At 54.6% G+C, this 20,266-nt stretch carries 21 protein-coding genes, 1 tRNA gene and 1 pseudogene; 11 read left to right on the forward strand and 12 right to left on the reverse strand.

Annotated features, from left to right (window positions below; translation table 11 throughout):
- The first annotated feature begins 185 nt into the window (after positions 1–185).
- The 3 genes from ABKW30_RS22055 (at position 186) to ABKW30_RS22065 (ending at position 4,336) form a co-directional block, all read left to right on the forward strand.
- Complete coding sequence (locus ABKW30_RS22055) at positions 186–1,127, forward strand: hypothetical protein (RefSeq protein ID WP_348601061.1); 942 nt, start codon at positions 186–188, stop codon at positions 1,125–1,127.
- A 70-nt stretch (positions 1,128–1,197) separates the two neighbouring features.
- Positions 1,198–2,241 (forward strand): LacI family DNA-binding transcriptional regulator, encoded by a 1,044-nt coding sequence (locus ABKW30_RS22060; RefSeq protein WP_348601062.1) that lies wholly within the window; start codon positions 1,198–1,200, stop codon positions 2,239–2,241.
- Between the two features lie 106 nt (positions 2,242–2,347).
- Positions 2,348–4,336, forward strand: coding sequence for a bifunctional 2',3'-cyclic-nucleotide 2'-phosphodiesterase/3'-nucleotidase (locus tag ABKW30_RS22065; RefSeq protein ID WP_348601063.1), 1,989 nt, complete (start codon positions 2,348–2,350; stop codon positions 4,334–4,336).
- A gap of 455 nt (positions 4,337–4,791) precedes the next feature.
- Here ABKW30_RS22065 and ABKW30_RS22070 read toward each other — a convergent pair whose 3' ends face one another.
- Complete coding sequence (locus tag ABKW30_RS22070; RefSeq protein ID WP_348601064.1) at positions 4,792–5,091, reverse strand: DUF982 domain-containing protein; 300 nt, start codon at positions 5,089–5,091, stop codon at positions 4,792–4,794.
- Positions 5,092–5,133: 42 nt separating this feature from the next.
- A complete protein-coding gene (locus ABKW30_RS22075) occupies positions 5,134–5,310 on the reverse strand; it encodes a hypothetical protein (RefSeq protein WP_348601065.1) in 177 nt (58 codons plus the stop codon).
- A gap of 140 nt (positions 5,311–5,450) precedes the next feature.
- On the opposite strand from ABKW30_RS22075, the gene ABKW30_RS22080 reads away from it, so the two are divergent.
- The 3 genes from ABKW30_RS22080 (at position 5,451) to ABKW30_RS22090 (ending at position 7,162) form a co-directional block, all read left to right on the forward strand.
- A tRNA-Met gene (locus ABKW30_RS22080) sits at positions 5,451–5,523 on the forward strand.
- 87 nt (positions 5,524–5,610) lie between these two features.
- Positions 5,611–5,985 carry a phospholipid-binding protein gene (locus ABKW30_RS22085; protein ID WP_348601066.1) on the forward strand — a complete coding sequence of 125 codons (375 nt, stop codon included), beginning with the start codon at positions 5,611–5,613 and terminating at the stop codon, positions 5,983–5,985.
- A gap of 145 nt (positions 5,986–6,130) precedes the next feature.
- Entirely contained in the window at positions 6,131–7,162 is a 1,032-nt protein-coding gene (locus ABKW30_RS22090) for an IS110 family transposase (RefSeq protein ID WP_348601067.1), read from the forward strand.
- Positions 7,163–7,563: 401 nt separating this feature from the next.
- On the opposite strand, the gene ABKW30_RS22095 is transcribed toward ABKW30_RS22090, so the two are convergent.
- Entirely contained in the window at positions 7,564–8,778 is a 1,215-nt protein-coding gene (locus ABKW30_RS22095; RefSeq protein WP_348601068.1) for an IS701 family transposase, read from the reverse strand.
- Between the two features lie 433 nt (positions 8,779–9,211).
- Positions 9,212–9,442 (reverse strand): hypothetical protein, encoded by a 231-nt coding sequence (locus tag ABKW30_RS22100; RefSeq protein ID WP_348601069.1) that lies wholly within the window; start codon positions 9,440–9,442, stop codon positions 9,212–9,214.
- A gap of 103 nt (positions 9,443–9,545) precedes the next feature.
- Between ABKW30_RS22100 and ABKW30_RS22105 the strand changes: the two are divergent.
- Positions 9,546–9,653: pseudogene (locus tag ABKW30_RS22105) on the forward strand (IS5/IS1182 family transposase); the annotation flags it as partial.
- Here the strand turns inward: ABKW30_RS22105 and ABKW30_RS22110 are convergent.
- Positions 9,653–9,979, reverse strand: coding sequence for a hypothetical protein (locus ABKW30_RS22110; RefSeq protein WP_348601070.1), 327 nt, complete (start codon positions 9,977–9,979; stop codon positions 9,653–9,655). The pseudogene ABKW30_RS22105 and the gene ABKW30_RS22110 sit on opposite strands and share 1 nt — an antisense overlap.
- Positions 9,980–10,138: 159 nt before the next feature.
- Here ABKW30_RS22110 and ABKW30_RS22115 point away from each other — a divergent pair, with 159 nt between their 5' ends.
- The 4 genes from ABKW30_RS22115 to ABKW30_RS22130 all read left to right on the forward strand — a co-directional run bounded on the left by ABKW30_RS22115 (position 10,139) and on the right by ABKW30_RS22130 (position 14,502).
- The gene (locus ABKW30_RS22115) at positions 10,139–11,215 is read left to right on the forward strand and encodes an alkene reductase (RefSeq protein WP_348601071.1); all 1,077 of its coding nucleotides are present in this window, start codon (positions 10,139–10,141) and stop codon (positions 11,213–11,215) included.
- 51 nt (positions 11,216–11,266) lie between these two features.
- Positions 11,267–12,046, forward strand: coding sequence for an IS110 family transposase (locus ABKW30_RS22120; RefSeq protein WP_348601122.1), 780 nt, complete (start codon positions 11,267–11,269; stop codon positions 12,044–12,046).
- 812 nt (positions 12,047–12,858) lie between these two features.
- Positions 12,859–13,383, forward strand: coding sequence for a flavin reductase family protein (locus ABKW30_RS22125; protein ID WP_348601123.1), 525 nt, complete (start codon positions 12,859–12,861; stop codon positions 13,381–13,383).
- A 48-nt stretch (positions 13,384–13,431) separates the two neighbouring features.
- Entirely contained in the window at positions 13,432–14,502 is a 1,071-nt protein-coding gene (locus ABKW30_RS22130) for a tartrate dehydrogenase (protein ID WP_348601072.1), read from the forward strand.
- Between the two features lie 10 nt (positions 14,503–14,512).
- Here the strand turns inward: ABKW30_RS22130 and ABKW30_RS22135 are convergent, their stop codons facing one another.
- Genes ABKW30_RS22135 through ABKW30_RS22165 form a run of 7 tightly spaced genes read right to left on the reverse strand, consistent with a single transcriptional unit; the run spans position 14,513 to position 20,258 of the window.
- On the reverse strand, positions 14,513–15,394 hold the full coding sequence (locus ABKW30_RS22135; protein WP_348601124.1) for a polysaccharide deacetylase: 882 nt from the start codon (positions 15,392–15,394) through the stop codon (positions 14,513–14,515).
- A gap of 19 nt (positions 15,395–15,413) precedes the next feature.
- Positions 15,414–15,722, reverse strand: coding sequence for a hypothetical protein (locus ABKW30_RS22140; protein ID WP_348601073.1), 309 nt, complete (start codon positions 15,720–15,722; stop codon positions 15,414–15,416).
- Between the two features lie 17 nt (positions 15,723–15,739).
- The gene (locus ABKW30_RS22145; RefSeq protein ID WP_348601074.1) at positions 15,740–16,717 is read right to left on the reverse strand and encodes an amidohydrolase family protein; all 978 of its coding nucleotides are present in this window, start codon (positions 16,715–16,717) and stop codon (positions 15,740–15,742) included.
- A gap of 1 nt (position 16,718) precedes the next feature.
- Positions 16,719–17,516: an ABC transporter permease gene (locus tag ABKW30_RS22150; protein ID WP_348601075.1), complete on the reverse strand. Its 798-nt coding sequence runs from the start codon at positions 17,514–17,516 to the stop codon at positions 16,719–16,721.
- A 2-nt stretch (positions 17,517–17,518) separates the two neighbouring features.
- Positions 17,519–18,346, reverse strand: a complete 828-nt coding sequence (locus ABKW30_RS22155) for an ABC transporter permease (RefSeq protein ID WP_348601076.1) — start codon at positions 18,344–18,346, stop codon at positions 17,519–17,521.
- A complete protein-coding gene (locus ABKW30_RS22160) occupies positions 18,343–19,488 on the reverse strand; it encodes an ABC transporter ATP-binding protein (RefSeq protein WP_348601077.1) in 1,146 nt (381 codons plus the stop codon). The genes ABKW30_RS22155 and ABKW30_RS22160 overlap by 4 nt, the downstream gene beginning before the upstream one ends.
- A gap of 23 nt (positions 19,489–19,511) precedes the next feature.
- Positions 19,512–20,258, reverse strand: coding sequence for an SDR family NAD(P)-dependent oxidoreductase (locus ABKW30_RS22165; RefSeq protein ID WP_348601078.1), 747 nt, complete (start codon positions 20,256–20,258; stop codon positions 19,512–19,514).
- Between the last annotated feature and the right edge of the window lie 8 nt (positions 20,259–20,266).

Below are 20,266 nucleotides of genomic sequence, written 5' to 3' on the forward strand. Positions count from 1 at the left end.
CAGGACACCAGGAGGCATTGGAACGGTGCCTGGAAAAACTTCGGGTCAAATTACCGACCTTTGGTGTTCGAAACCCCAAGATAGGTGTTGACAATCAAACCTGGTCGTATTGCAGACCGGGGGACTGGGTCATCAGTTTCCTGTCCGGACAGCTTTGGCTTGGACTCCAACTAACAGGAGATCCCGTGTTTTTGAATGCGGCTCGCGGTCGACGCTCCGCTTTTCGCGACATATTGCGAGATCGACGCGCCCAGAATCATGATCTTGGTTTCCAGTTTTCGCTGAGTTGCGTAGCCGACTGGCGTAGTACTGGTTCCAAAGAGGCGCGTGAAATGGCTCTTGAGGCGGCGAGAAATCTGCTTTGGCGGTATTGCCCGCAAGGCAAGTATATTCAAGCCTGGAATGCGCGCTCGGGGCAGGGTGAGGATCGTGTACAGTTCGTTGCGGGTCGCATGATCGCCGATACAATGCAAAATCTGGCGCTTTTGTATTGGGCGGCCGAAGAAACAGGAAGTTCGGATTTTTCTGAAATTGCAAATGATCACGCATTGACCACGGCTAGGCACCTTATTCGTGATGACGGCACCAGTTTTCATACGTTCGTTTTCGACAAGGTTTCAGGCAAGCCGCTTCGTGGTGAGACACATCAGGGTTATGCGGATGATTCCTGCTGGTCGCGAGGGCAGGCCTGGATGATCCATGGATTTGCCCAGTCAGCGCTTGCAACAGGAAATCAGGACTTTTTGAACATTGCGAAGCGGCTTGCTGCAAAAGCAGAAAGTCTGATGGGATCGTCCAACGTCCCGGTTTGGGACTTTGGGGTCCCGAAGCCAAAAAGCGCACCGCGGGACAGTTCTGCCGGAGCCATCATGGCTGCGGGCATCTATATAATTGCCGATCTGGTTTCGGATGACGAAGCTCCACGTTGGAAGGCGTTGGCGGACCGGCTTTTGCAGGGTCTGCTTGACGAGTGCGATCTTACCGGGAACCCGCAGGCAGAAGGTCTGCTTGCGCATGGAGCCGCACATGTTACTGCGGGATATGCAGATACGATGCTTCCCTACGGCGATTATTATTTTATGGAAGCTCTCATGCGTTCGCTTGGCCATACAGAATTCTTCTGGTAGTCAACAAATATAATACATCCACCATGTTAAGACGCGTTTCCGCTATAAGGTGTGGTACGGATACTTTGAAATGAATGATGAAATAGTGGCAACTGTGACGCTGCAAGACATTGCGAAAGCAGCGGGCGTTTCGGTTGCGTCGGTTTCCAAGGTATTGAACAACCGCCCCGGCGTTGGTGACGAGAGCCGCCGCCGTATTATCGGAATTGCTGATCAGATGGGGTATCAGGCCCGTACGTCACGCGGGCAATCTTCGGCGGCCATCGAGCGCGTGACGATCATAACCGCCGGTGAGTATTATTCGAATTCGCAGTTTTATGCCGATGTCATCAGAGGTATTCTTGATGCGGCATCGTCTCAGGCTGTTTCTGTCGACGTCAGACTGGTCGCCCGTTATTTGCCGGAAGCAGATTCAGACATAGACAAGATCCTGAAGGAAGCGGTCTCCGGAGCGTTCCTGCTGGTAGGTCTCGATGATCCTGAAATTATCGAACGCATTGTGGCGAGTGGATTCCCGGCCATTATTGTCAATGGTGCTGACCGTTCCATGCGGATAAGCAGTGTGACGCCTGACAACAGATCGGCGGGCTGGTTGGCAACGTGCCGTTTGCTGGCTGCCGGGCATCGCAGGGTTATGCATGTGACACTGCCGCATCGAACATCGCTTGTCCGCCGGATGGACGGTTTCAGGGATGCACTTGAAGAAGCCGGGTTAGGTTTCGATCGATCACGCGATGTGCTCGATCTCGGCAAGGAAGGTGTCCTTGAGTATCAATCGGCACTCGCGATCAGGCGTGCACTGAATGACGGTCGCCTCGACGGTGTTACGGCTTTTTTCTGCAGCAGCGATCTGGTGGCGCTTGGTGTTGTGGAGGGATTGAAAGAAGCCGGCTTCGCAATACCTGGCGCATTTTCCGTCGTCGGGATCGATGATGTAGCAATAGCGCTTTACAGCAGACCACCTTTGACAACGATCCGTATTGATCGGCTGGAGCTTGGGCGCGTGGGCTTCGTGATGCTCCAACAGAAAATTGCTGACCCTTCTGTCGGTGTGCGTCATGTCGATATCGGCGTTGAGTTGATTGAGCGCAGCACAATCGCCCGGATTGGCTGATTGACCCGATAGACATGCACGGTCTTCATTTACGGGTGCATTCCTAATTAAATCATTTTAGTGTCCCCCGATTGGGTCACACACAAGGTTTTTGAAGGAATGTTCCATGTCTGATTTTGTTGGGCTTCACCCGATTTCCCGCCGCTCTCTGTTGAGCGGCATGGCCGCAACATCTGCCCTCTTGTTGCTGCATCCGTTTTCTGCCCGGGCAGCATCCGATCAAGCTCATTTGCGTCTCATGGAAACGACGGACATTCATGTGAACGTCTTCCCGTATGATTATTACGCCGACAAACCTAATGATACGATGGGGTTGACCCGCACGGCAACGATCATGGATTCCATACGTGCAGAGGCTACCAATTCCCTGTTGATCGACAATGGCGACTTTCTTCAGGGTAATCCGATGGGAGACTACATCGCGTATCAGCGGGGCATGAAAGAAGGCGACGTTCATCCTGTCATCAAAGCTATGAATGTACTTGGCTATGATGTTGGAACACTGGGCAATCATGAGTTCAACTATGGCCTTGATTATATGTTCAGGGTCGTTGGCGGCTCAAACTTCCCTTATGTCTGCGCAAATCTGACGAAGGGAACGTTGGCTGCCGATCCAAAACAGGACGAACTTTTCTTCAAGCCCTATGTGATCATCGAAAAGATGATCAAGGACGGTTCAGGCGAAGAAAATCCGATAAAGATAGGGTTTATTGGTTTTGTGCCTCCGCAAATTATGTTGTGGGATGTCAAAAATCTCGAAGGAAAGGCGCAAACGCGCGATATCGTCGAGGCAGCCAAAGCCTGGGTGCCAGTCATGAAAGAAGAAGGCGCCGATATTATTGTTGCATTGTCCCATTCAGGCATTGATGGAGCATCCCGGTCCGATCGAATGGAGAATGCCTCGCTTTACCTTGCGGCGGTAGACGGCATTGACGCAATCTTTACGGGACATCAGCATCTGGTTTTTCCCGGTCCAAAGAGTTGGGACGGAATTGCCGGTGCAGATCCGGTCAAAGGTACGCTGTCGGGAAAACCAGCCGTCATGGCCGGTTTTTGGGGCTCTCATCTCGGACTGATCGATCTGCTGCTTGAAAGAGACGGAAAGAACTGGAAAATCAGTGATTTTACAGCGGAGGCTCGTCCGATTTATCATCGTGATGATGCGAAAAAGGTGATTGCGGATGTCGCGGACAAGCCAGAAGTCGTTGAAGCAGCCAAAGCTGAACACGAAGCGACATTGACTTACGTGCGCACGCCCGTAGGCAAAACATCCGCGCCGCTCTATTCCTATTTTGCACTGGTCGCCGACGACCCTTCCGTGCAGATCGTGTCTCAGGCACAGACCTGGTACATAAAGGAAATGCTTAAGGAAACAGAGCACAGGGACTTGCCTGTTTTATCAGCTGCGGCTCCATTCAAGGCAGGTGGGCGTGGTGGAGCCGACTACTATACCGATGTTCCTGCCGGTGACATTGCTATCAAAAATGTCGCCGATCTCTACCTTTATCCCAACACAGTACAAGCCGTCGCCATCACTGGCGAACAAGTAAGGAACTGGCTGGAAATGTCTGCCGGTATGTTCAATCACATACCGGCAGGGTCGAAAGATACGCCGCTGCTCAATACTGATTTCCCCTCTTATAATTTCGATATTATCGATGGTGTGACCTACGAGATCGATGTCTCGCAAGAACGCAAATTCGACAATGACGGGCAGGTAATCAATGCCCGGTCCAGTCGAATCCAAAACCTTCAGTTTCAAGGAGAGCCAATTGATTCAAAACAGAAGTTTGTCGTTGTAACCAACAATTATCGTGCCAGCGGCGGGGGCAAGTTCCCTGATATTGCTGCCGACAAGGTCATCTTCGTAGCGCCGGACACAAACCGCGATGTCATCGTCCGCTATATTGTCGAGGAAGGCACGATCAACCCGTCAGCTGACGCCAACTGGAAGTTTAAATCGCTGCCCGGAACAACGGCCGTCTTTGAAAGCGGTCCCAAAGGAAAGCAATTTCTTGCTGATTTAAAGAGTGTCAGGATTGAGGACGCCGGAGACGGCCTGGACGGTTTTGCCAAATTCCGGCTTGTCCTCTAGAATCTGGAATGACACCTGCGCGTTGACCATTCATGCCATCTCCTCGATCATATTGCCGAGAAAATTCTACTTTTGAAGCCCATTAATTTGCGGGGGGATTACCCGGTAGCGCTTGCCTCATATCCGTCGGCTAATGGACTTAGAATTCTAAAAAAGCTAAGCTGTTACCGAAGGGGCTGGAAATGGGAAATTTCACAAAAATCTGGATTTTTGGTCTGGTTGGGGATTGGTGACTATGGCGTGCGTAGACCAAGTACATCCTCCACAGAAAGCTATTCTCCAAATCTCAGTGCCCCTCAGGTAAGCTCGAAGCCTCAAAAGCCGCATTGCCAAAATGCGACTGTGGATCGCGAACGAATAGCTTGGCCACTCGCTATCCTGGTGGCAGATTAGCTCATGCCCTGTCCAGCCGGTTAAAAGGCAGGGGACCGCCCGCGTGAGACGGTCCCGTATAGTCAAGCAGTCATCAGTCCTCCGCCAGATTTTGCATTCATGATCCACGGCATTACCGACGCAGGATCTTCAAGTATTTTCTTCTTCCGTGCAAAGCCTTGGAATGCCGAGTGAGCCACGCTCAATGGCTTATGGCCGTCGAATGCTTCGCAGCAAGTGCGCCAGGCAGTTTCATGAATTAGATCGCGATGCGGTTCTGGCCAGTTGTCCAAGAATTCAATCGCATCATCAAGTGTTGCGATTTCGCGAACAATACGCCATCCATCTTTTACGAAGATTGGGCTTTCGAAATAGAAGTTCATCAATTCCTCCAGAATGGTGAACAGAAAAATAGGTCAGGTGTATCAGGCTTTTCCTGAAGATCGTACGCGGCGGCGCATACAACCGCCTTTGGCCTTGCGTAATATCTCGGAGATGGTTTCAGGCGGTGAGTAATCTCGAACCGTCTGAGCCTTGATCTTGATAAGAAGCTCCGGTGGAGCTACACGATTAACAGAGGTTTTTTGAGGCAGTCCTTCCATGTTTTGCCACTCCCTGAAGAATAACAAACTGCGCCCGCGGTTCATCGCGGGGTAGCATTTGGGTTGTTTGGATGGCCAGAATTATAATCCTGGGAAAACCGCGTTTCAAGAGTTTTTGTCATAATTTTTCAGTTTCTACAGAGTGGAGAAGTGGTTATCTCGCTGGTCTCATAAACCAGACACCATCGGTTCGAATCCGATCTACCGCAACCAATCTAAGCAATTGGATTTAGAGCCATTGCCCGTCGTCTTGTCGTCTCATAGCCTCTAATGATTCCATACTGGACCTAGGGGGATAAATTGAGAATAGCATTGGTACTATGTCTGTCCGTAGCGATGATGACCGGCGCGTCTGCCATGGGCATATCGTTTGAATGGGGCCCAACCAAAAAGTGTTTCGACTCTAAGACGCCACCGATCAAGCTGACGGACGTGCCAGCTGGCACAACTCAGCTGGACGTAAGAATGATTGATACCAATGCTATTGGATTCAGTCATGGTGGTGGCAAGGTAACGTACACTGGTCAAGCTGCACTGCCTTATGGTGCCGTTAAATACAAAGGCCCGTGCCCACCGTTGGGGACACACTATTATTCGATCACCGTGAAAGCGCTTGATGCAAGCGGCAAGACGCTCGCAACTGCAAAGGACAAGCAGCCTTTCGCCAAGAAGTAATGAAACATTCTTCTAGAATTTCACTAGATGCCGTAATGGGCCGGCGCTTCCGAGATTGTAGCCAGATTGGTGGCTGTCCCTCAGAATGACGATGTTGAAACGGGGTCCGAACGGGTCGGCCCCAAACATCAAGCGAGGAACAGCCATGGATTACTATGCCGGAATTGACGTTTCTTTGGAAGCAAGCAGTGTGTGTTTGGTGGATTCTGCAGGCAAGATCATCCGCGAGACGAAGGTGGCGAGCGATCCGGATGCGTTCATCGAACACCTGGTTTCGCTGGGGTTTGCTTTGAAGCGGGTCGGGCTTGAGGCAGGCCCATTGTCTCAATGGCTGTATGAAGGCCTGACGAATGCTGGCTTTGATGTTGTTCTACTGGAAACCCGTCACGTGAAGGCCGCCCTGTCGGCGATGATCATCAAGACGGACAGGAAAGATGCACGTGGCATCGCACAACTGTTGCGAATGGGATGGTATCGTCCGGTGCATGCCAAGTCCCCTGGAGCTCAGGATGTTCGGGCACTTCTGGTCGGCCGCAAGCTGCTGCAAGCCAAATTGCGTGACGTCGAGTTGAGCATTCGGGGCATTTTGCGTGGCTATGGTTTGAAGGTTGGCGAGGTGAGCCGCGGCCGATTTGAAGCACGAATATTGGAGCTCGTCGAGGGACATCCGGTGTTGAAGACCGTGATAGGCGCTATGTTGCAGGCCCGTCATGCGCTTTGGACCGAGTTTACCAAAATGCATCGCGAGATGCTGAAGATCGTTCGGCAGGATCGGGTCTGCCAAAGACTGATGACCACCCCGGGCGTGGGTGCGCTCGTTGCGATCACCTATCGCTCGGCGGTCGATGACCCAGGTCGGTTTGCAAAATCCCAAACTGTTGGCGCGTACTTCGGACTGACGCCGAAGAAGTACCAATCGGGCGAAACGGACCTGGACGGTGGCATCAGCCGGGTCGGGGACACTAGGGTGCGCACTGCCCTTTACGAGGCGGCCCACATCATACTGACCCGCGCCACCAAATTCTCCACGCTGAAGCGGTGGGCAGTCGACGTGGCAAAGCGGCGTGGCATGAGACGGGCGAAAGTTGCGCTGGCCCGCAAGCTTGCGACGATCCTTCATCGCATGTGGATGAACGAGAGCGAATTCCGCTGGGGCAAGCAAGCCTCTGCGGCATAGACAGACAGTATCGAGACGAGGTAATTTTAGGTTCGTCTCAATGAAGGTCCCGTCACCGGGACGAGAGCTTGGCAAGGTCGTAAGTAGTGCTGTGATGCTTTGGCAATCACGCTGCCTAGATTGACCTGCCGGTTCTGATCTTATGGCATGGTGTGGCGACCCTGGTGTTGACCACGGACAGAAGCATGATCCTGGTGACGAGATTTTGGTAATGAGGGACTTGACGAACAAAGGCCCATTACAGAAGCATTACAGTTGCATTTTAACTTTCAAATGCGCTCGTCGCGCAGCAGCTTGATGTGCTCGTCTCCAACATGACCATGCGATGACGTAAGCGGGCTTTATACGCCGCTGGGCAAGCTTGTTTGCGATACGTCGGACTTCTTGTATGGACCAGCGGATCAGATCTTGATGGTCGGCATCCGCGGTCTTTTTTGGGGCGCCGCGTTATTGGCGCGATATCGGATCACAGCCATCATTGCGAAGGCGAGCATGACGAGAGAGACATGGCGATGCCAGCCATGCCACGAGCGGGTCTCGTTGTGATCGAGGCCGAGTTCGTTCTTGGCGGTCTCGAAGCTATCTTCGATTGCCCAACGGTGACCTTCGAGGGAAACGAGCGTCTGAATGCCTGTTCCGGTTGGGCACCAGGTCGTGAAGAATGCAAGATCACCATCGCTGATATTGCGCCGGATCAACAAGCCACGCGTCCAAAGCCCGGTTTGCGTATCACTGTATTCGTCGGCATCGAGATCGGCCAGTTCGCAGTAGGCCCAGTCATGAAGCCTTGCGCCTTTGGTACCGTCACCAGCAGAAAGACGTTGCCACGTATCTGGGTCAAGACCGCGTGCGATCTCCTGAGCCGTGCCTGCGACCGCAGGTTTGCCCGACCAAGAGCCGAAATGGTGGTCCGATTTAACGCCCGGAACATAGCCTTTGCAGGCGCGGCGCAGGGCTCCTTCGACGTCCCCGACGCCATACACGGCATCTGCAGCCACCCATGAAAACGGCACATTGGCGACCAGCGCACGCCCGATCATATCGACGGCAAGGGCTGGCTTGGTGGCGAAGACTACAGCTTCAGGAACATGAGCGGCGGCAAGCCTCGCAGGGTCGCTGGTCCAACTCTTGGGCAAGTAGAGGGCTTGATCGATAAAGGCATGCCCGCGAGATGACACATAGGCGGCGAACACGCCGATCTGGCAGTTCGTTATCTTGCCTGCCGAACCTGTGTATTGACGCGAAACTCCGCAGGATGCCTTACCCTGCTTGAGAAAGCCGGTCTCATCGATAACAAGGACCGCCTCATCAGTAGCAAGGTGCTCAATGACATACCCTCGCACGATGTCGCGCAGTTCATCGGCATCCCACCGTCCGCGACCCAGAATAGCTTGTTGCTTCCAAGGGCCTGAATCACCAGCTGCCTCAGCGCGCATCCAACCTGTCTTACGGCGCTCGTCACCCAGCAAACCGTCCAGGAAAAGGTTGGCCGAAGCTGCAACGCGCTCCTGCGTAAACAGCCCACGAATACGAGCCTTTACGTCGCGCAGCGACGATGCCCAAAGTTCCAACGTCGTCTCGATTGATGCACCCATCATCCATGACCTCCGAATCATGGAGACCTATAGATTCACACTACAGAAAATAACGCAACTGTAATGCTAAAAGACTGCGATCCTATCAATCAGCGCCGCCCTGTCCTCCGGGATTGGACGGCGCTTTTTTCGTTTTAAGCCCTGCGCCGCATCTTGCCTTTGCGCCACTTCTGCAGCCGTGGATACCAGTGGCCTAGGGCCCAAATGTTGATGTCTGATGCAATGATCGTATTCCATAAGAATGAACCCGACTTGCGGGCGCGTACAACGCAAGCCGAGTCCACGCTATCGTGCAGCAATAAGTGGGGCCCAGATTGCCTTACAGTTTGACCTGTTGACGATACTGAGCCCCTTGTCGAGTAGCTTTCTCAAACATGTTCAGTGCTTGCCCGACAGTGAAGTCAACGAGAAAAGAAGGCGATGGTTCCGAGTAGATCCGTTTTTATGCAGTGCGTCAGAACCTGTAGCGTATGCCTATCGTATTGGCATTCGAAGTTCCTCCCATATCGCCGAACGTGCCGCCGCCGCCCGAACGATGGTGCAGCTGCCACGTAAGTTCGAGATTCGGCGCGCCCCTCCAGCGGAACGACAGTTCAGGCCCGAGGAAGCCTATGAAAGTTGCGTTGCCATCGTAACGCTCTTCCCGGTCCTTTTCGATTCCCGTTTTACCTGTAACGGCACTCAAGCCAGCCGTGAAAGCTGGAGAAATCAGCAGGTCGCCGATGACAAGACCTTGGTGCTTGAGGCGGGCATTCGCAGGCAGCGGGCGCTAAAGGGGGACTCATAAGGAGGCTTTTGGTCGATCACGCGGCGGCTTTACGACAAAAGTCCATGCCAGAGCGGACGGTCAGGGACGCCCTCTTGGCTTTATCCTGACGGGTGGCGAGACCTCGGACTACAATGCCGTTCCGGCTCTGTTGGCCATGCCCGTCAACAAACCCAGGCTATCCGCCTCAACAGCCCGGGCATGTCTCAAAGGCTCGCGGCGTTCGATGTCGGCGTCGTGCTGATACCGGAGGAGCTGGTTTGCGAGGAAGTTGCTGACGGGCGCCTTCGGCGGGTGCTCCCGGACTGGCACGGCGAGCCTGCGCCCGTGTTCGTGCTGACCGAGAGCAAGCTTCTTCCGGCGAAGACGCAGCACTTCATCCACTTCCTTCGAGAACATCTTCGGTAGGCGGGCTCGCCCGCGGCCTTTCCATTGCGCCATTGATGGAACAGTCATTTCCGCTTCGCCTGGTTTATGGCGTCGTCGCGCACTCCCATATCTTGAAACAGCATCAACAGATCCCGGTATGGCCGCCGCTGATATAGCCGTGTGCGGTTCCCGATCAAAGCCAATGAAGGCAGTGGTCGGTAGGGGTGGTCAAGATTGGAAACGTACATGCTGCAACAACCCTACCAACTCAGAAGCCAGACTCTTAGGAACCGGATCGTCATGGCGCCCATGACCCGAACACGGGCTGATGATGACCGTGTTCCAACGGACTTGATGCGCGAATACTATGAGCAGAGAGCGTCCGCCGGCCTCATCGTCACCGAGTGCACCGCGGTCCGGGAGGATAGTGCCGGTATCATTCACGCGCCGGGAATTTATAGCGAAGCGCAGGTGGAAGGGTGGAGGAAAGTCACCCAGGCCGTGCACGCGGCGGGAGGCAAAATCTACCTTCAGCTTTGGCACTGCGGTCGCATCTCGCATCCCGACCAGCAGCCCGGCGGCGAACTTCCGGTGGCCCCTTCAGCGATAACCGCCAAGGGCCAACTCTATACGGCGAACGGACGGATCGACTTCCCGACGCCTCGCGCGCTAGAGCTTTCCGAAATCCCGCCTCTGATCGAAGCTTTCGGCCGCGGCGCCAGCAACGCAAGAAGCGCCGGCTTCGACGGCGTCGAGCTGCATGGTGCATTCGGATACTTGCCGGAACAATTCCTTAAGGACGGCACCAACATCCGCACCGATGCGTATGGTGGTTCCGTCGAGAACCGAGCCCGGTTCATGCTGGAAGTCGTCGAGTCGATGATCGGCAGCTGGGACGCGGAACATGTCGGCGTAAAATTGTCTCCTTCCGCGACGTTCTACGGCCAATCCGACAGCGATGCCCTTGGAACGTACAGCTACGTCGCGAACGCTCTGAACGGTCTCGACATTGGTTATATCCATGTCATGGAACCGAATCCCGATGATCTTAAAACGGGAATGGTTCTTGAGCACCCCACGCAGGATCTCCGCCAGGTGTTCCGCGGCACCGTCATCACCAATGGCGGCTATGACAAGGAGAAGGGTGAGGCGGCGTTGCAGTCCGGAACGGCTGATCTCGTCTCGTATGCGGCGAAGTTCATCGCAAACCCGGACCTCCCCCCACGTTTCGCCGAGGACGCACCATTGAACGAAGGGGATTACGCGACCTACTACGGCTCCGGCCCGAAGGGTTATACCGATTATCCGACCTTGGACAGCTGAACCGCAAGCCGTGGCGAGGCCGCTGCCCTTTCGCTTCTGCGGTCGACTAAAATCCTACATGATAAAAACGATGCACGTGCATTGGCCTTCTTCCTGTCGAAGGACATGTTGCCGGAAACCCGGGTAAAAACTGTTGCGACAAGCGAGCTTGCCTCGTTGACCCATACCCGCGATCTCCTGGTCAAGCAGCGCACGCGGCTTGTGAACAAGATCCACGCCCAGTTTACCCGCCACGGTATCAAGATCAAAAAGGAAAGCCTCGGCTCGAAGCGGGCACTGGAAAAGCTTGAGATCAAGCGGTTCTCGACGCTGGAGCAATTCGAACTGACCATTATTCGCGATCAGGCGCTGAGCCTGACAGAAGCGCTTGCCAAGATGGACAAGGAGATTGAAACGGCGGCGGCCAAACTGGAAGGCTACGAAGGGCTGAGCTCCATAAAAGGCGTGGGTGCACGCTCTGCAGCTGTGCTTCTGACCTCCATCGGCAACGTCAATGACTTCGACAGTGCCGACAAGCTGGCGGCCTATCTCGGGATTGTTCCAAGGGTGAGCCAGTCCAACGATACCGACAATCGCGGCAGGATTACCAAACGCGGTGACAGGCTTGCCCGCACCACCTTGGTCCAGTGCACCTTGGTCGCCATTCGCTATTCCGGGTACCTCAACACCTATTATCACCGCATCAAGGATCGGCGTGGCGCCGGAAAAGCGATAATCGCAACAGCGCGAAAACTGCTCGCTATCATCTACGACACCCTCAAAAAGTGGTTTGTCTACCCTATCCACCGAAATTTATCCATCAATTCACGTCGCCTTTCAGTCACTTGCTGATAAAACTGAGAGCCGCCCGATGGACAGGAAATCCGGCAAGGTGCAGGATTGGAGCAGAGCGGGCGTAAAAAATCGGCGCCATTTGACGGCAGGTTGCGACGTAACTTGAATTGGCACGACCCTTAACAGTCGACCCAAGTTCTTGCTACTTAGCAGTCACTATTGACTAGAATCTCGAGAAGCGGCAGCCCGATCGTCTGGCGCTGAGCAGAGTCCAGTTCTCACGTTAGTAATCGAGCGCCGCATAGCCGCGGGCCCCAAACCAAGGGAGTCAGTCTGCAGGACAAGCCTGTATTCGACGCGAACCAGCGTATTGGGACTTTCGCGAAACCGCTGTCTTCTTTTTCGGGGAAAGCTTCCCTTGGTCCGCTGCATTCGAAATGATGCTAATCGTAATCGGCGTCATCGCCGTTACCGCTACTACGCTGGCTGATGCGCATCGATCGTTCAATATCAACCTTCGAAAAAAAGCGTCGGGGATGTCGCGAGTCGCGTCTTAGACGCTTGATGCTTTTGGAGTCATCAAGATGTTGGTCGATAGCTATGCCATTCGACCATCATCGCTTTGCGACGCCTCGGTGTCCTGTCCCTCAGCCCTTGTGGCACGGTTCAAACTTGATATTACGCATCTATACAGGTGAGAAACATAGCTTCCTGAGACTTTCGAAAGATGCATAAGCAATACTAATGAACAGGTCATGAATTAGCGTTTGCGCAATTTTTGAGATGGCGGCACGATCGAACGATACTCATTTCTTACCGGGTACTCGATCATGCTTGATGCAGAACTTCAATCGTTATTTCGTCGGGCTATGCGTCTGTTTCCCGCAGCCGTTAGCATTGTTTCATGCAAGGATGGAGACGCTGTGGCCGGCGCGACGGTCACCGCAGTATCCTCACTTGCAATGGACCCTCCGTCGCTGCTTGTCTGTGTCAACCGCTCCAGCAGTTTCTATGCGCATGCTTCTCGAGCTACAGATTTCTGTATAAATGTCCTCCAGCCGTGCCATGAGACCATTGCAGCGGAATTTGCTGGGCGCACCCCGCAAGGGTCAGGGCGTTTTCTGCACGGAAGTTGGACTGACGATGGCGTCGGCCCGCCCATTCTCACGGATGCGCGACTTAATATCACCTGCCGTATCGCAAAGGCCGTCGATCACGGAACGCACGTTATCATTATCGGGAATGTGCGCCAAGTTTCGATCCAGGGCTCGACATCCGTCCTTTATCATGACGGAAGCTATGGACAATTTACTCCTCTAAGGGAGGTTGATGCGGGGTCGGCACTCTGCGACTCTTCAACGCGCGCACAGCCGGCACACCCGATGCGTGGCTGACACGTAACCATTTCTTCTCGTCATCTATTCCGATATAAACAGGACAACATGAAAACCTACGACATAGCAATGATCGGCGGCGACGGGATCGGCCCCGAAGTCATCGAATCCAGCTGGCCGATCTTTCAAACTGCCGCGAAGAACCACGGTGTCGCGTTGAAAAGCCAGAGTTTTGAATGGTCCTGCGATTACTATATCAAGACCGGCCGTATGATGCCGGAAGACGGCATCGAGATTCTGCGTCCCTTCGACGCCATTCTGCTCGGTGCCGTAGGTTGGCCGGCCAAAGTACCTGATTCCGTTTCCCTTCATGGCCTTTTGTTGCCAATTCGCAAGGCATTCGACCTCTATGTCAACGCGCGTCCGCACAGGCTTTTGCCCGGCATTTCGGGACCGCTTCGCAAGAATGATTTCGATATCCTCTGCATTCGCGAGAATACCGAGGGCGAATACAGCGGTGCCGGAGGACGCGTCCATATCGGTTCACCCGACGAAGTCGCTGTCGAAACCTCGATCTTCACGCGCAACGGGGTTGAGCGCATTCTTCGCTATGCTTTCGAACAGGCGCGAAAGCGCAGCAAGCGTTTGGCTTCCGTCACCAAGTCGAATGCGCAGAAACACAGTATGGTCTTTTGGGACGATGTCACCAGAAGTCTTGCACCCGAATATCCCGATGTGCAGGTCACCAGCTATCACATCGATGCCATTGCAGCTCGGTTCATAACGCACCCGGAAACGCTTGATGTCGTCGTCGCCTCTAACCTGTTCGGAGATATCTTGACCGATATCGGCGCCGCGATCCAAGGCGGTCTCGGCTTTGCGGCATCCGCGAACGTCAATCCGCGGGGCAGGGTGCCGTCCATGTTCGAGCCGGTTCACGGATCAGCGCCGGATATTGCCGGTAAGGGATTGGCTAATCCGCTCGCGACCATCTGGTCGGGGGCGCTAATGCTGGAACAACTCGGACAAGCCGACGCAGCCCGGTCGATCATGGCGGCGATGGAGACGGTTATAAAAACGGGCAAGCTCACGCCAGATTGCGGTGGAACCGCCACGACGAATGAAGTCGCGCAGGCAATTGCCGAAGCCGTGGAAAATCAACCCGTTAAATGGAGCTGACAACTATTGCTTAGGCAATATCGCTTCTGACGAAGCTAGCGATGTCTGCATGTGTTGCAAACCAAACGCCCGATCGTTCGCGGATGTGAGCGATAAGCTCTTCCAAGATGAAGATACGCGAGCGATGACCGGTGACATGCGGATGCATCGTGAGAAGGAACAGGCCTTCCTCTTCATAAGCACGGTCGAATTCGCGCGTGAAGATATCCAGCACTGCCGTCGGCGGTGTGTATGGCCGCAATGCCTGGAAACGGTTCATGTTGAAATAGACCGCGTCGTCCCGTATCCACTCGACGGGAAGTTCGACGATCCCAGTCGCTTCACCATCTTCAAGCAGTTCATAAGGCTCATCGTCAGCCATTAGCGACGAATCGTAAATCAGCCCCAACTCGCGTTGGATGCGAAGCGTTTCCTGAGAAAAGTCCCAGGATGGCGTACGCATGCCTACGGGACGAATGCCGGTAATGCGCTCTAGGGTGTCGGCAGCCCGAAAATGCAGCTCCCGTTCGCGATCTGCAGGCACTTTGGTGTTCAGTTCGTGAATCCAGCCGTGCAAGCCAACTTCATGACCATTGTCGATAGCCGAGCGCTGTTCATCCGGATAGAGCAGAGCCGCAACAGCGGGAACGAAGAATGTCGCGGGCACGTCGGACTTTGCCAGTGCCGCATGGATGCGCGGAATTGCGACCCGATTTCCATACTGACCTTGCGACATGCGGCCAATCGAATTGCCACCGTCGCGAAGCTCGATCGTATCGTGATCGCTGTCGAAGGACAGCGCCACGGCGCAACGCGCTCCGTCTTTCCAGGCGGTCGGCTTCAGCGAGCGGCCGGCTCGGACCTTCGACGTCTTGGCATGCCAGATGTCATCGCTCCATTCCCAAGGTTCCATGGACGTCATTTCTCGGCCCTCACTTTTGCCATTTCACATGCGATTTGATAGCCTTGCCGTCCGCACTCACCCATCCGTGAGGCGCTGCGGCAGCCACCATCGTGTCCAATTCGGCCACTCGCTTTTGTGGCTGGAATTCAGAGAAAGCCTTGAGCTTCTCGATATCGACCCAGGCTGTTCCGACGTTTTCGAAATCGACCAAAGGTGCTGCCGACTTGGCGGTTGCCGGAAAATCGCTTTCGGCGGAATGGACGTTTACGGAAAATCGCTTAAAATCGTCCGGCTCGCCTATAGTTACTTGTCCGTCTGCGCCAATGAGAATGATCATCTTAGGTCCTTATATTTTCAGAGGGAATAGATGCGAGAAGCCGTGTCCTGGAAAAGCATCGCCTTTTCGGAAGCGGTAAAACCGGCCGCGATAAGCTTGAACACGTTCCAAAGTGTTATGTAGTCGCAACTGATGCGATCGACGGGGAAATTGCTTTCGAACATGCAGCGGTCCGGTCCAAACAGACTGATAGCTTCCATGACATAGGGGCGCCATTTATCGGCGATTTCGGCCTCCGACGTGCGCTCGTCGCGAAGGTGGAAATCGAATCCACACATAGGCATGCCGAGGCCTCCGACCTTCAGCACAACATTCCCGCATGCTGCAAGGCGTCCAAGTGCCAACCGCCATTCCTCAAAGGCATCCTGACGTCGTCCTGAATACGGGCCGACGCCAATCGGCCCGCCAAGGTGATTCAGTACGATGGCCGTGTCGGGAAAACTGTTTGCGAGATTGTAGAGCTCATCGATCTGCGGATGAAGCAACCAGGCATCGAATACGAGGTTTCGCTTACCAAGTTCAGCAAAGCCCGCCCGAAACTCCGGCGTTGCCATCATGCCATCAAAGACGCGATTGCGAGGGTTCAGAAGGTTGGAATCGCTGTTCCATGCTGTAATATGTCGGATGCCTTTGAAGCGCTCTCCGGCTGCGGCTGCATGACGATCCAATACAGCACCGGCTGCCGCTCCATGCATGAGATCAACCTGAGCGACAACCCCCTTGCAAGGACGTACAGTTCCGTAGATGCCGCTGGCGAACGAAGCTGCTACGCCATTGACGAACTCGGTCTCGCCGAGCGTGCGTAGTTCTTCCGGTCCATTTTCCCGGATCATCGCACCGCATTGCACGAATACAGTTGCACGAACGTTGTGACCCGAACTCAGGTTTTCCATCATTTCAGGCACCAGATAGGTGCTGTGAGGGAAATCCCAGAGATGATGGTGTGGATCGACGATCGGCAGATCGGGTTCGATGACCGCGGCTTCGGCCATCATCTCAGCGTTTCAATGAATAGGCGTTGTCGAGGCCGATAGTCTTTATCAGGAACAGTATCACCAGCGTGCTGACGACAATCAGAATGGACGATGCCGCGGCCACCATCGGGCTCAACCCATATTCCGTCTGATCGAAGATCTGGATCGGAACCGTCTTGATCTGGCGACCGCCTACGAACAGCGTCACCGTGATCTCATCAAGCGAAACGATAAGGCAGAAGAGAGCGGCGGCCGCAATACCGGGACGGATCATCGGGAGGGTGATGCGCCGGACGGCGGTAACTCTGCTCGCACCGAGCGACATCGCCGCCTCTTCCAGATAGGTATTCACACCACGGATCGAAGAGCCAAGCGTGCGAAATGCATAAGGCACGGCGATCACGACATGGCTGATCACGACGGCGGCGATGGTGTTGGTCATTCCCAGCGTATGGAAGAACAAAAACATCGCAACGGAAAGCGCTGTCACCGGAAGCAGGATCGGCGCTATAAAGAGCGCTTCGATCAGGCCGGGTCGGCTGACGAATCGAACCACGGCATACGCGGCCACACCGCCAAGTATGACCGCGCAAACCGCTACAAATGGTGCCATCAGAAAGCTGATGAGGAATGACGTAGTGAACTCTTCGTTCTCGGCGAGTGCCGCATACCATTTCAGTGTCCATTCAGAGGTCGGTATGACAAGCCGGCTCGACGGATTGAAAGATACGAGAAAAACTATCGCCTGTGGCAGGACCAGAAAGACGACCGTTAGCCAGGAATAGCCCGCAAGAATTTTCTTGGATAGGTTACCTTTCATCGTTAGGTTCTCCAGATGCGCATGACGAGGCGCGGTACGATGGCCATCGTGGTGACGCCAACGATAAGCAGCACGACGGACAGCGCTGCACCGAGCGACCAGTCCACGAGCGAATTGATTTCCTGATAAATGAGCGGCGACATAAGCCGGCTCTTGCCGCCGCCGAGCAGAACAGGCGTCAGATAGGCTCCAATAGTGAGCGCGAAAACCAGGACGCAGCCCGATGCAACGCCACGGATCGAAAGCGGCAAGGTCACGCGCAGGAATACGGTAAGGCGACCGGCTCCCAGCGAGCATGCAGCCTCCTCCACGGAGGCGTCCATGTTGGAAAGCACACTGATGATCGAGAGAACCATGAAAGGCAACAGAACCTGGACCATGCCGATGGTCGATGCCAATGGCGTGTAGAGGATCTGAAGCGGAGTGTTGATGATACCGAGAGCGAGCAGTGTCTGATTGAAAAGCCCGCTGGATCCAAACAAAATGGTCCATCCGACGGTGCGCACGACAACGCCGATCAGCAACGGAGAGACCAGCGCGACCAGCATGACATTGTAAGACGCGCGTGCATAACGGGCCATGTAATAGGCGAAGGGATAGCCGATCAGCAGGCAGAGCACGGTGACGATAAGACCATAAGCAATCGTCGTGAGCAGGTATTCCAAATAATAAGAATCAAAGATGACATGCAGGTAGCTGTTGATGCTCGGCATAAAGCCTAGCGGATAGCCTTCCGTGAAGGAGATTGTTAGTAGGCTGAGCAACGGGCCAAGGAAGAATACCGCCATGAAGGCGGTGGGAATGGCAAGATAGCGAACCTTGGTCATCATGCGGGAACCACGAGCACGGCGTCCGAATTCCATCCGACCGCGATTCTGTCTTCCAGCCGCATTTCTCCAAGCCTTGCGGGCCGCGAGCGCGAAGGCAAAAGCACCGCAAGATTTGGCCCGCCATCAATGTCGACCACAAGCCGCGTAAACGCGCCAAGATAGGTCTGGTCGACTACACGTGCTTGTGCACGGTTGCGCATGTCCGCCGCAGCATCGCCTATCGCGATATCTTCCGGGCGAATCAGGACCGCGAGCGAACCTTCGGCCGTTGCCGGCGAAACTATCGCGGTCGTCTCGAAACCAGAGGCAAGCCGCGCCGAGGTTTCGCCGTTTTGCATCTTTGTACTCTCGACCGGAAAAATATTGGCCGCACCCATGAAGCGGGCGACAAACGCCGAATTCGGATGTGAATAGATGTCCTCGGCCGCGCCGATCTGGGAAAGCTGTCCGTCGCACAGTATAGCAATACGATCCCCCATGGTCATCGCTTCATCCTGATCATGCGTAACCATAACGGCTGTAATGCCAAGCTGCTGCTGAATGCGGCGGATTTCATATTGCATCTCGGAGCGCAAATCGCGATCGAGCGCACTTAGAGGTTCGTCCAGAAGAAGTATATCAGGCCGTGTAACAAGTGCGCGAGCCAGCGCTACCCGCTGCTGCTGCCCGCCTGAAAGCTGGCTTGGAAGGCGCTCGGTCATACCACCCAGGCGCACCATTTCCAACGCCTCCCTGACCCGTACGCGAATTTCGTCGTTTGGCACCGAACGCATTTCGAGGCCGAAGGCGACGTTCTTGAAAACCGTCAGATGTGGAAAGAGCGCAAGATTCTGAAAAACGACGCCGATATTGCGCTTGTTTGGAGGATCGCGCGAAACGTCGCGCCCACGAATCTCGATTGCGCCGGAGGTCGCCGTCTCGAAGCCCGCGATGATCCGCAACAGAGTGGTCTTGCCGCTTCCGCTTGGTCCGAGCATGACAAGGAATTCGCCTTCGGCGATATCGATCGAAACATTGCGAGTCGCAAAGATGCTGTCGAACTGACGACAAACGTCCTTCACTCTAAGAAAGCCCGCAGCGTTCGGCTTTGTGGATGATGAGGAACCATGCGCGCGGTTCAATCCCAAGGGTATATTTACCATCACGGTTCCATTCCGAACATCGATCATCGGCCTCCATCGACAGACAGCACTTGCCCAGTGACATAATCAGCCAGTTCAGAGGCGAAGAAAACACATGCCGACGAAATATCCTTCGCAGCCCCCAGGCGCTTCAAGGCAATGCGTTCGACCAGCGCCGCCCGCCCGGCATCTCCATAGCCTTGCCACTGGCGTTCAGACGAGGGATTGGAGCGAAAAAAGCCCGGCGCGATGCAGTTTACCGTGACGCCATGGCTGCCAAATTCGAAAGCGAGCTGCTTGGTGAGGCCAACGACGGCATGTTTCGATGTCGTGTACGCCTGAACTCCTGTGAGAGAGGGCCTTAATCCAGCATTGGAACTGATGTTTATGATACGTCCGGAACCTTGACGCTTCATGCCCCGGGCAACGGCCCGACATGTGGTAAAGGTAGCATCAAGATTGATGTTGACGACTGCGTCCCAGTCCTCGAAGCTCAGACCCTCGATTGGCTCGTGCTGGCGACCGACGACCCCCCCGGCATTGTTGATCAGAATATCGATCGACTTGCAGGTTTTTGTCTCGATATCAGCGATCCATGCGGACGCCGCCTCACGGTCGGTGAGGTCTACTTCCGAAAAGCGGACCGAGATGGATTCGGGCGCCGGCTGCCCCGGAGCGAGCGTTCCGTAAACAGCGGCTCCCCGAGCCGCAAAATCCTCGGCGATCACCAGGCCAAAGCCGTGTCCGGCTCCGGTAATAGCCACAACCTTATTGTCAAATTGCAGTTCCATAGACGCTT

Source organism: Phyllobacterium sp. SB3, from assembly GCF_040009165.1.
Taxonomy (GTDB): domain Bacteria; phylum Pseudomonadota; class Alphaproteobacteria; order Rhizobiales; family Rhizobiaceae; genus Phyllobacterium.

Bases quoted from the DNA above. Each gene is read 5' to 3' on its own strand.
- ABKW30_RS22060 (WP_348601062.1), top strand. From the start codon at position 1,198: ATGAATGATGAAATAGTGGCAACTGTGACGCTGCAAGACATTGCGAAA.
- ABKW30_RS22065 (WP_348601063.1), top strand. From the start codon at position 2,348: ATGTCTGATTTTGTTGGGCTTCACCCGATTTCCCGCCGCTCTCTGTTG.
- ABKW30_RS22070 (WP_348601064.1), bottom strand. From the start codon at position 5,091: ATGAACTTCTATTTCGAAAGCCCAATCTTCGTAAAAGATGGATGGCGT.
- ABKW30_RS22075 (WP_348601065.1), bottom strand. From the start codon at position 5,310: ATGGAAGGACTGCCTCAAAAAACCTCTGTTAATCGTGTAGCTCCACCG.
- ABKW30_RS22090 (WP_348601067.1), top strand. From the start codon at position 6,131: ATGGATTACTATGCCGGAATTGACGTTTCTTTGGAAGCAAGCAGTGTG.
- ABKW30_RS22095 (WP_348601068.1), bottom strand. From the start codon at position 8,778: ATGATTCGGAGGTCATGGATGATGGGTGCATCAATCGAGACGACGTTG.
- ABKW30_RS22110 (WP_348601070.1), bottom strand. From the start codon at position 9,979: ATGACTGTTCCATCAATGGCGCAATGGAAAGGCCGCGGGCGAGCCCGC.
- ABKW30_RS22115 (WP_348601071.1), top strand. From the start codon at position 10,139: ATGCTGCAACAACCCTACCAACTCAGAAGCCAGACTCTTAGGAACCGG.
- ABKW30_RS22125 (WP_348601123.1), top strand. From the start codon at position 12,859: ATGCGTCTGTTTCCCGCAGCCGTTAGCATTGTTTCATGCAAGGATGGA.
- ABKW30_RS22130 (WP_348601072.1), top strand. From the start codon at position 13,432: ATGAAAACCTACGACATAGCAATGATCGGCGGCGACGGGATCGGCCCC.
- ABKW30_RS22135 (WP_348601124.1), bottom strand. From the start codon at position 15,394: ATGGAACCTTGGGAATGGAGCGATGACATCTGGCATGCCAAGACGTCG.
- ABKW30_RS22140 (WP_348601073.1), bottom strand. From the start codon at position 15,722: ATGATCATTCTCATTGGCGCAGACGGACAAGTAACTATAGGCGAGCCG.
- ABKW30_RS22145 (WP_348601074.1), bottom strand. From the start codon at position 16,717: ATGATGGCCGAAGCCGCGGTCATCGAACCCGATCTGCCGATCGTCGAT.
- ABKW30_RS22150 (WP_348601075.1), bottom strand. From the start codon at position 17,516: ATGAAAGGTAACCTATCCAAGAAAATTCTTGCGGGCTATTCCTGGCTA.
- ABKW30_RS22155 (WP_348601076.1), bottom strand. From the start codon at position 18,346: ATGATGACCAAGGTTCGCTATCTTGCCATTCCCACCGCCTTCATGGCG.
- ABKW30_RS22160 (WP_348601077.1), bottom strand. From the start codon at position 19,488: ATGGTAAATATACCCTTGGGATTGAACCGCGCGCATGGTTCCTCATCA.
- ABKW30_RS22165 (WP_348601078.1), bottom strand. From the start codon at position 20,258: ATGGAACTGCAATTTGACAATAAGGTTGTGGCTATTACCGGAGCCGGA.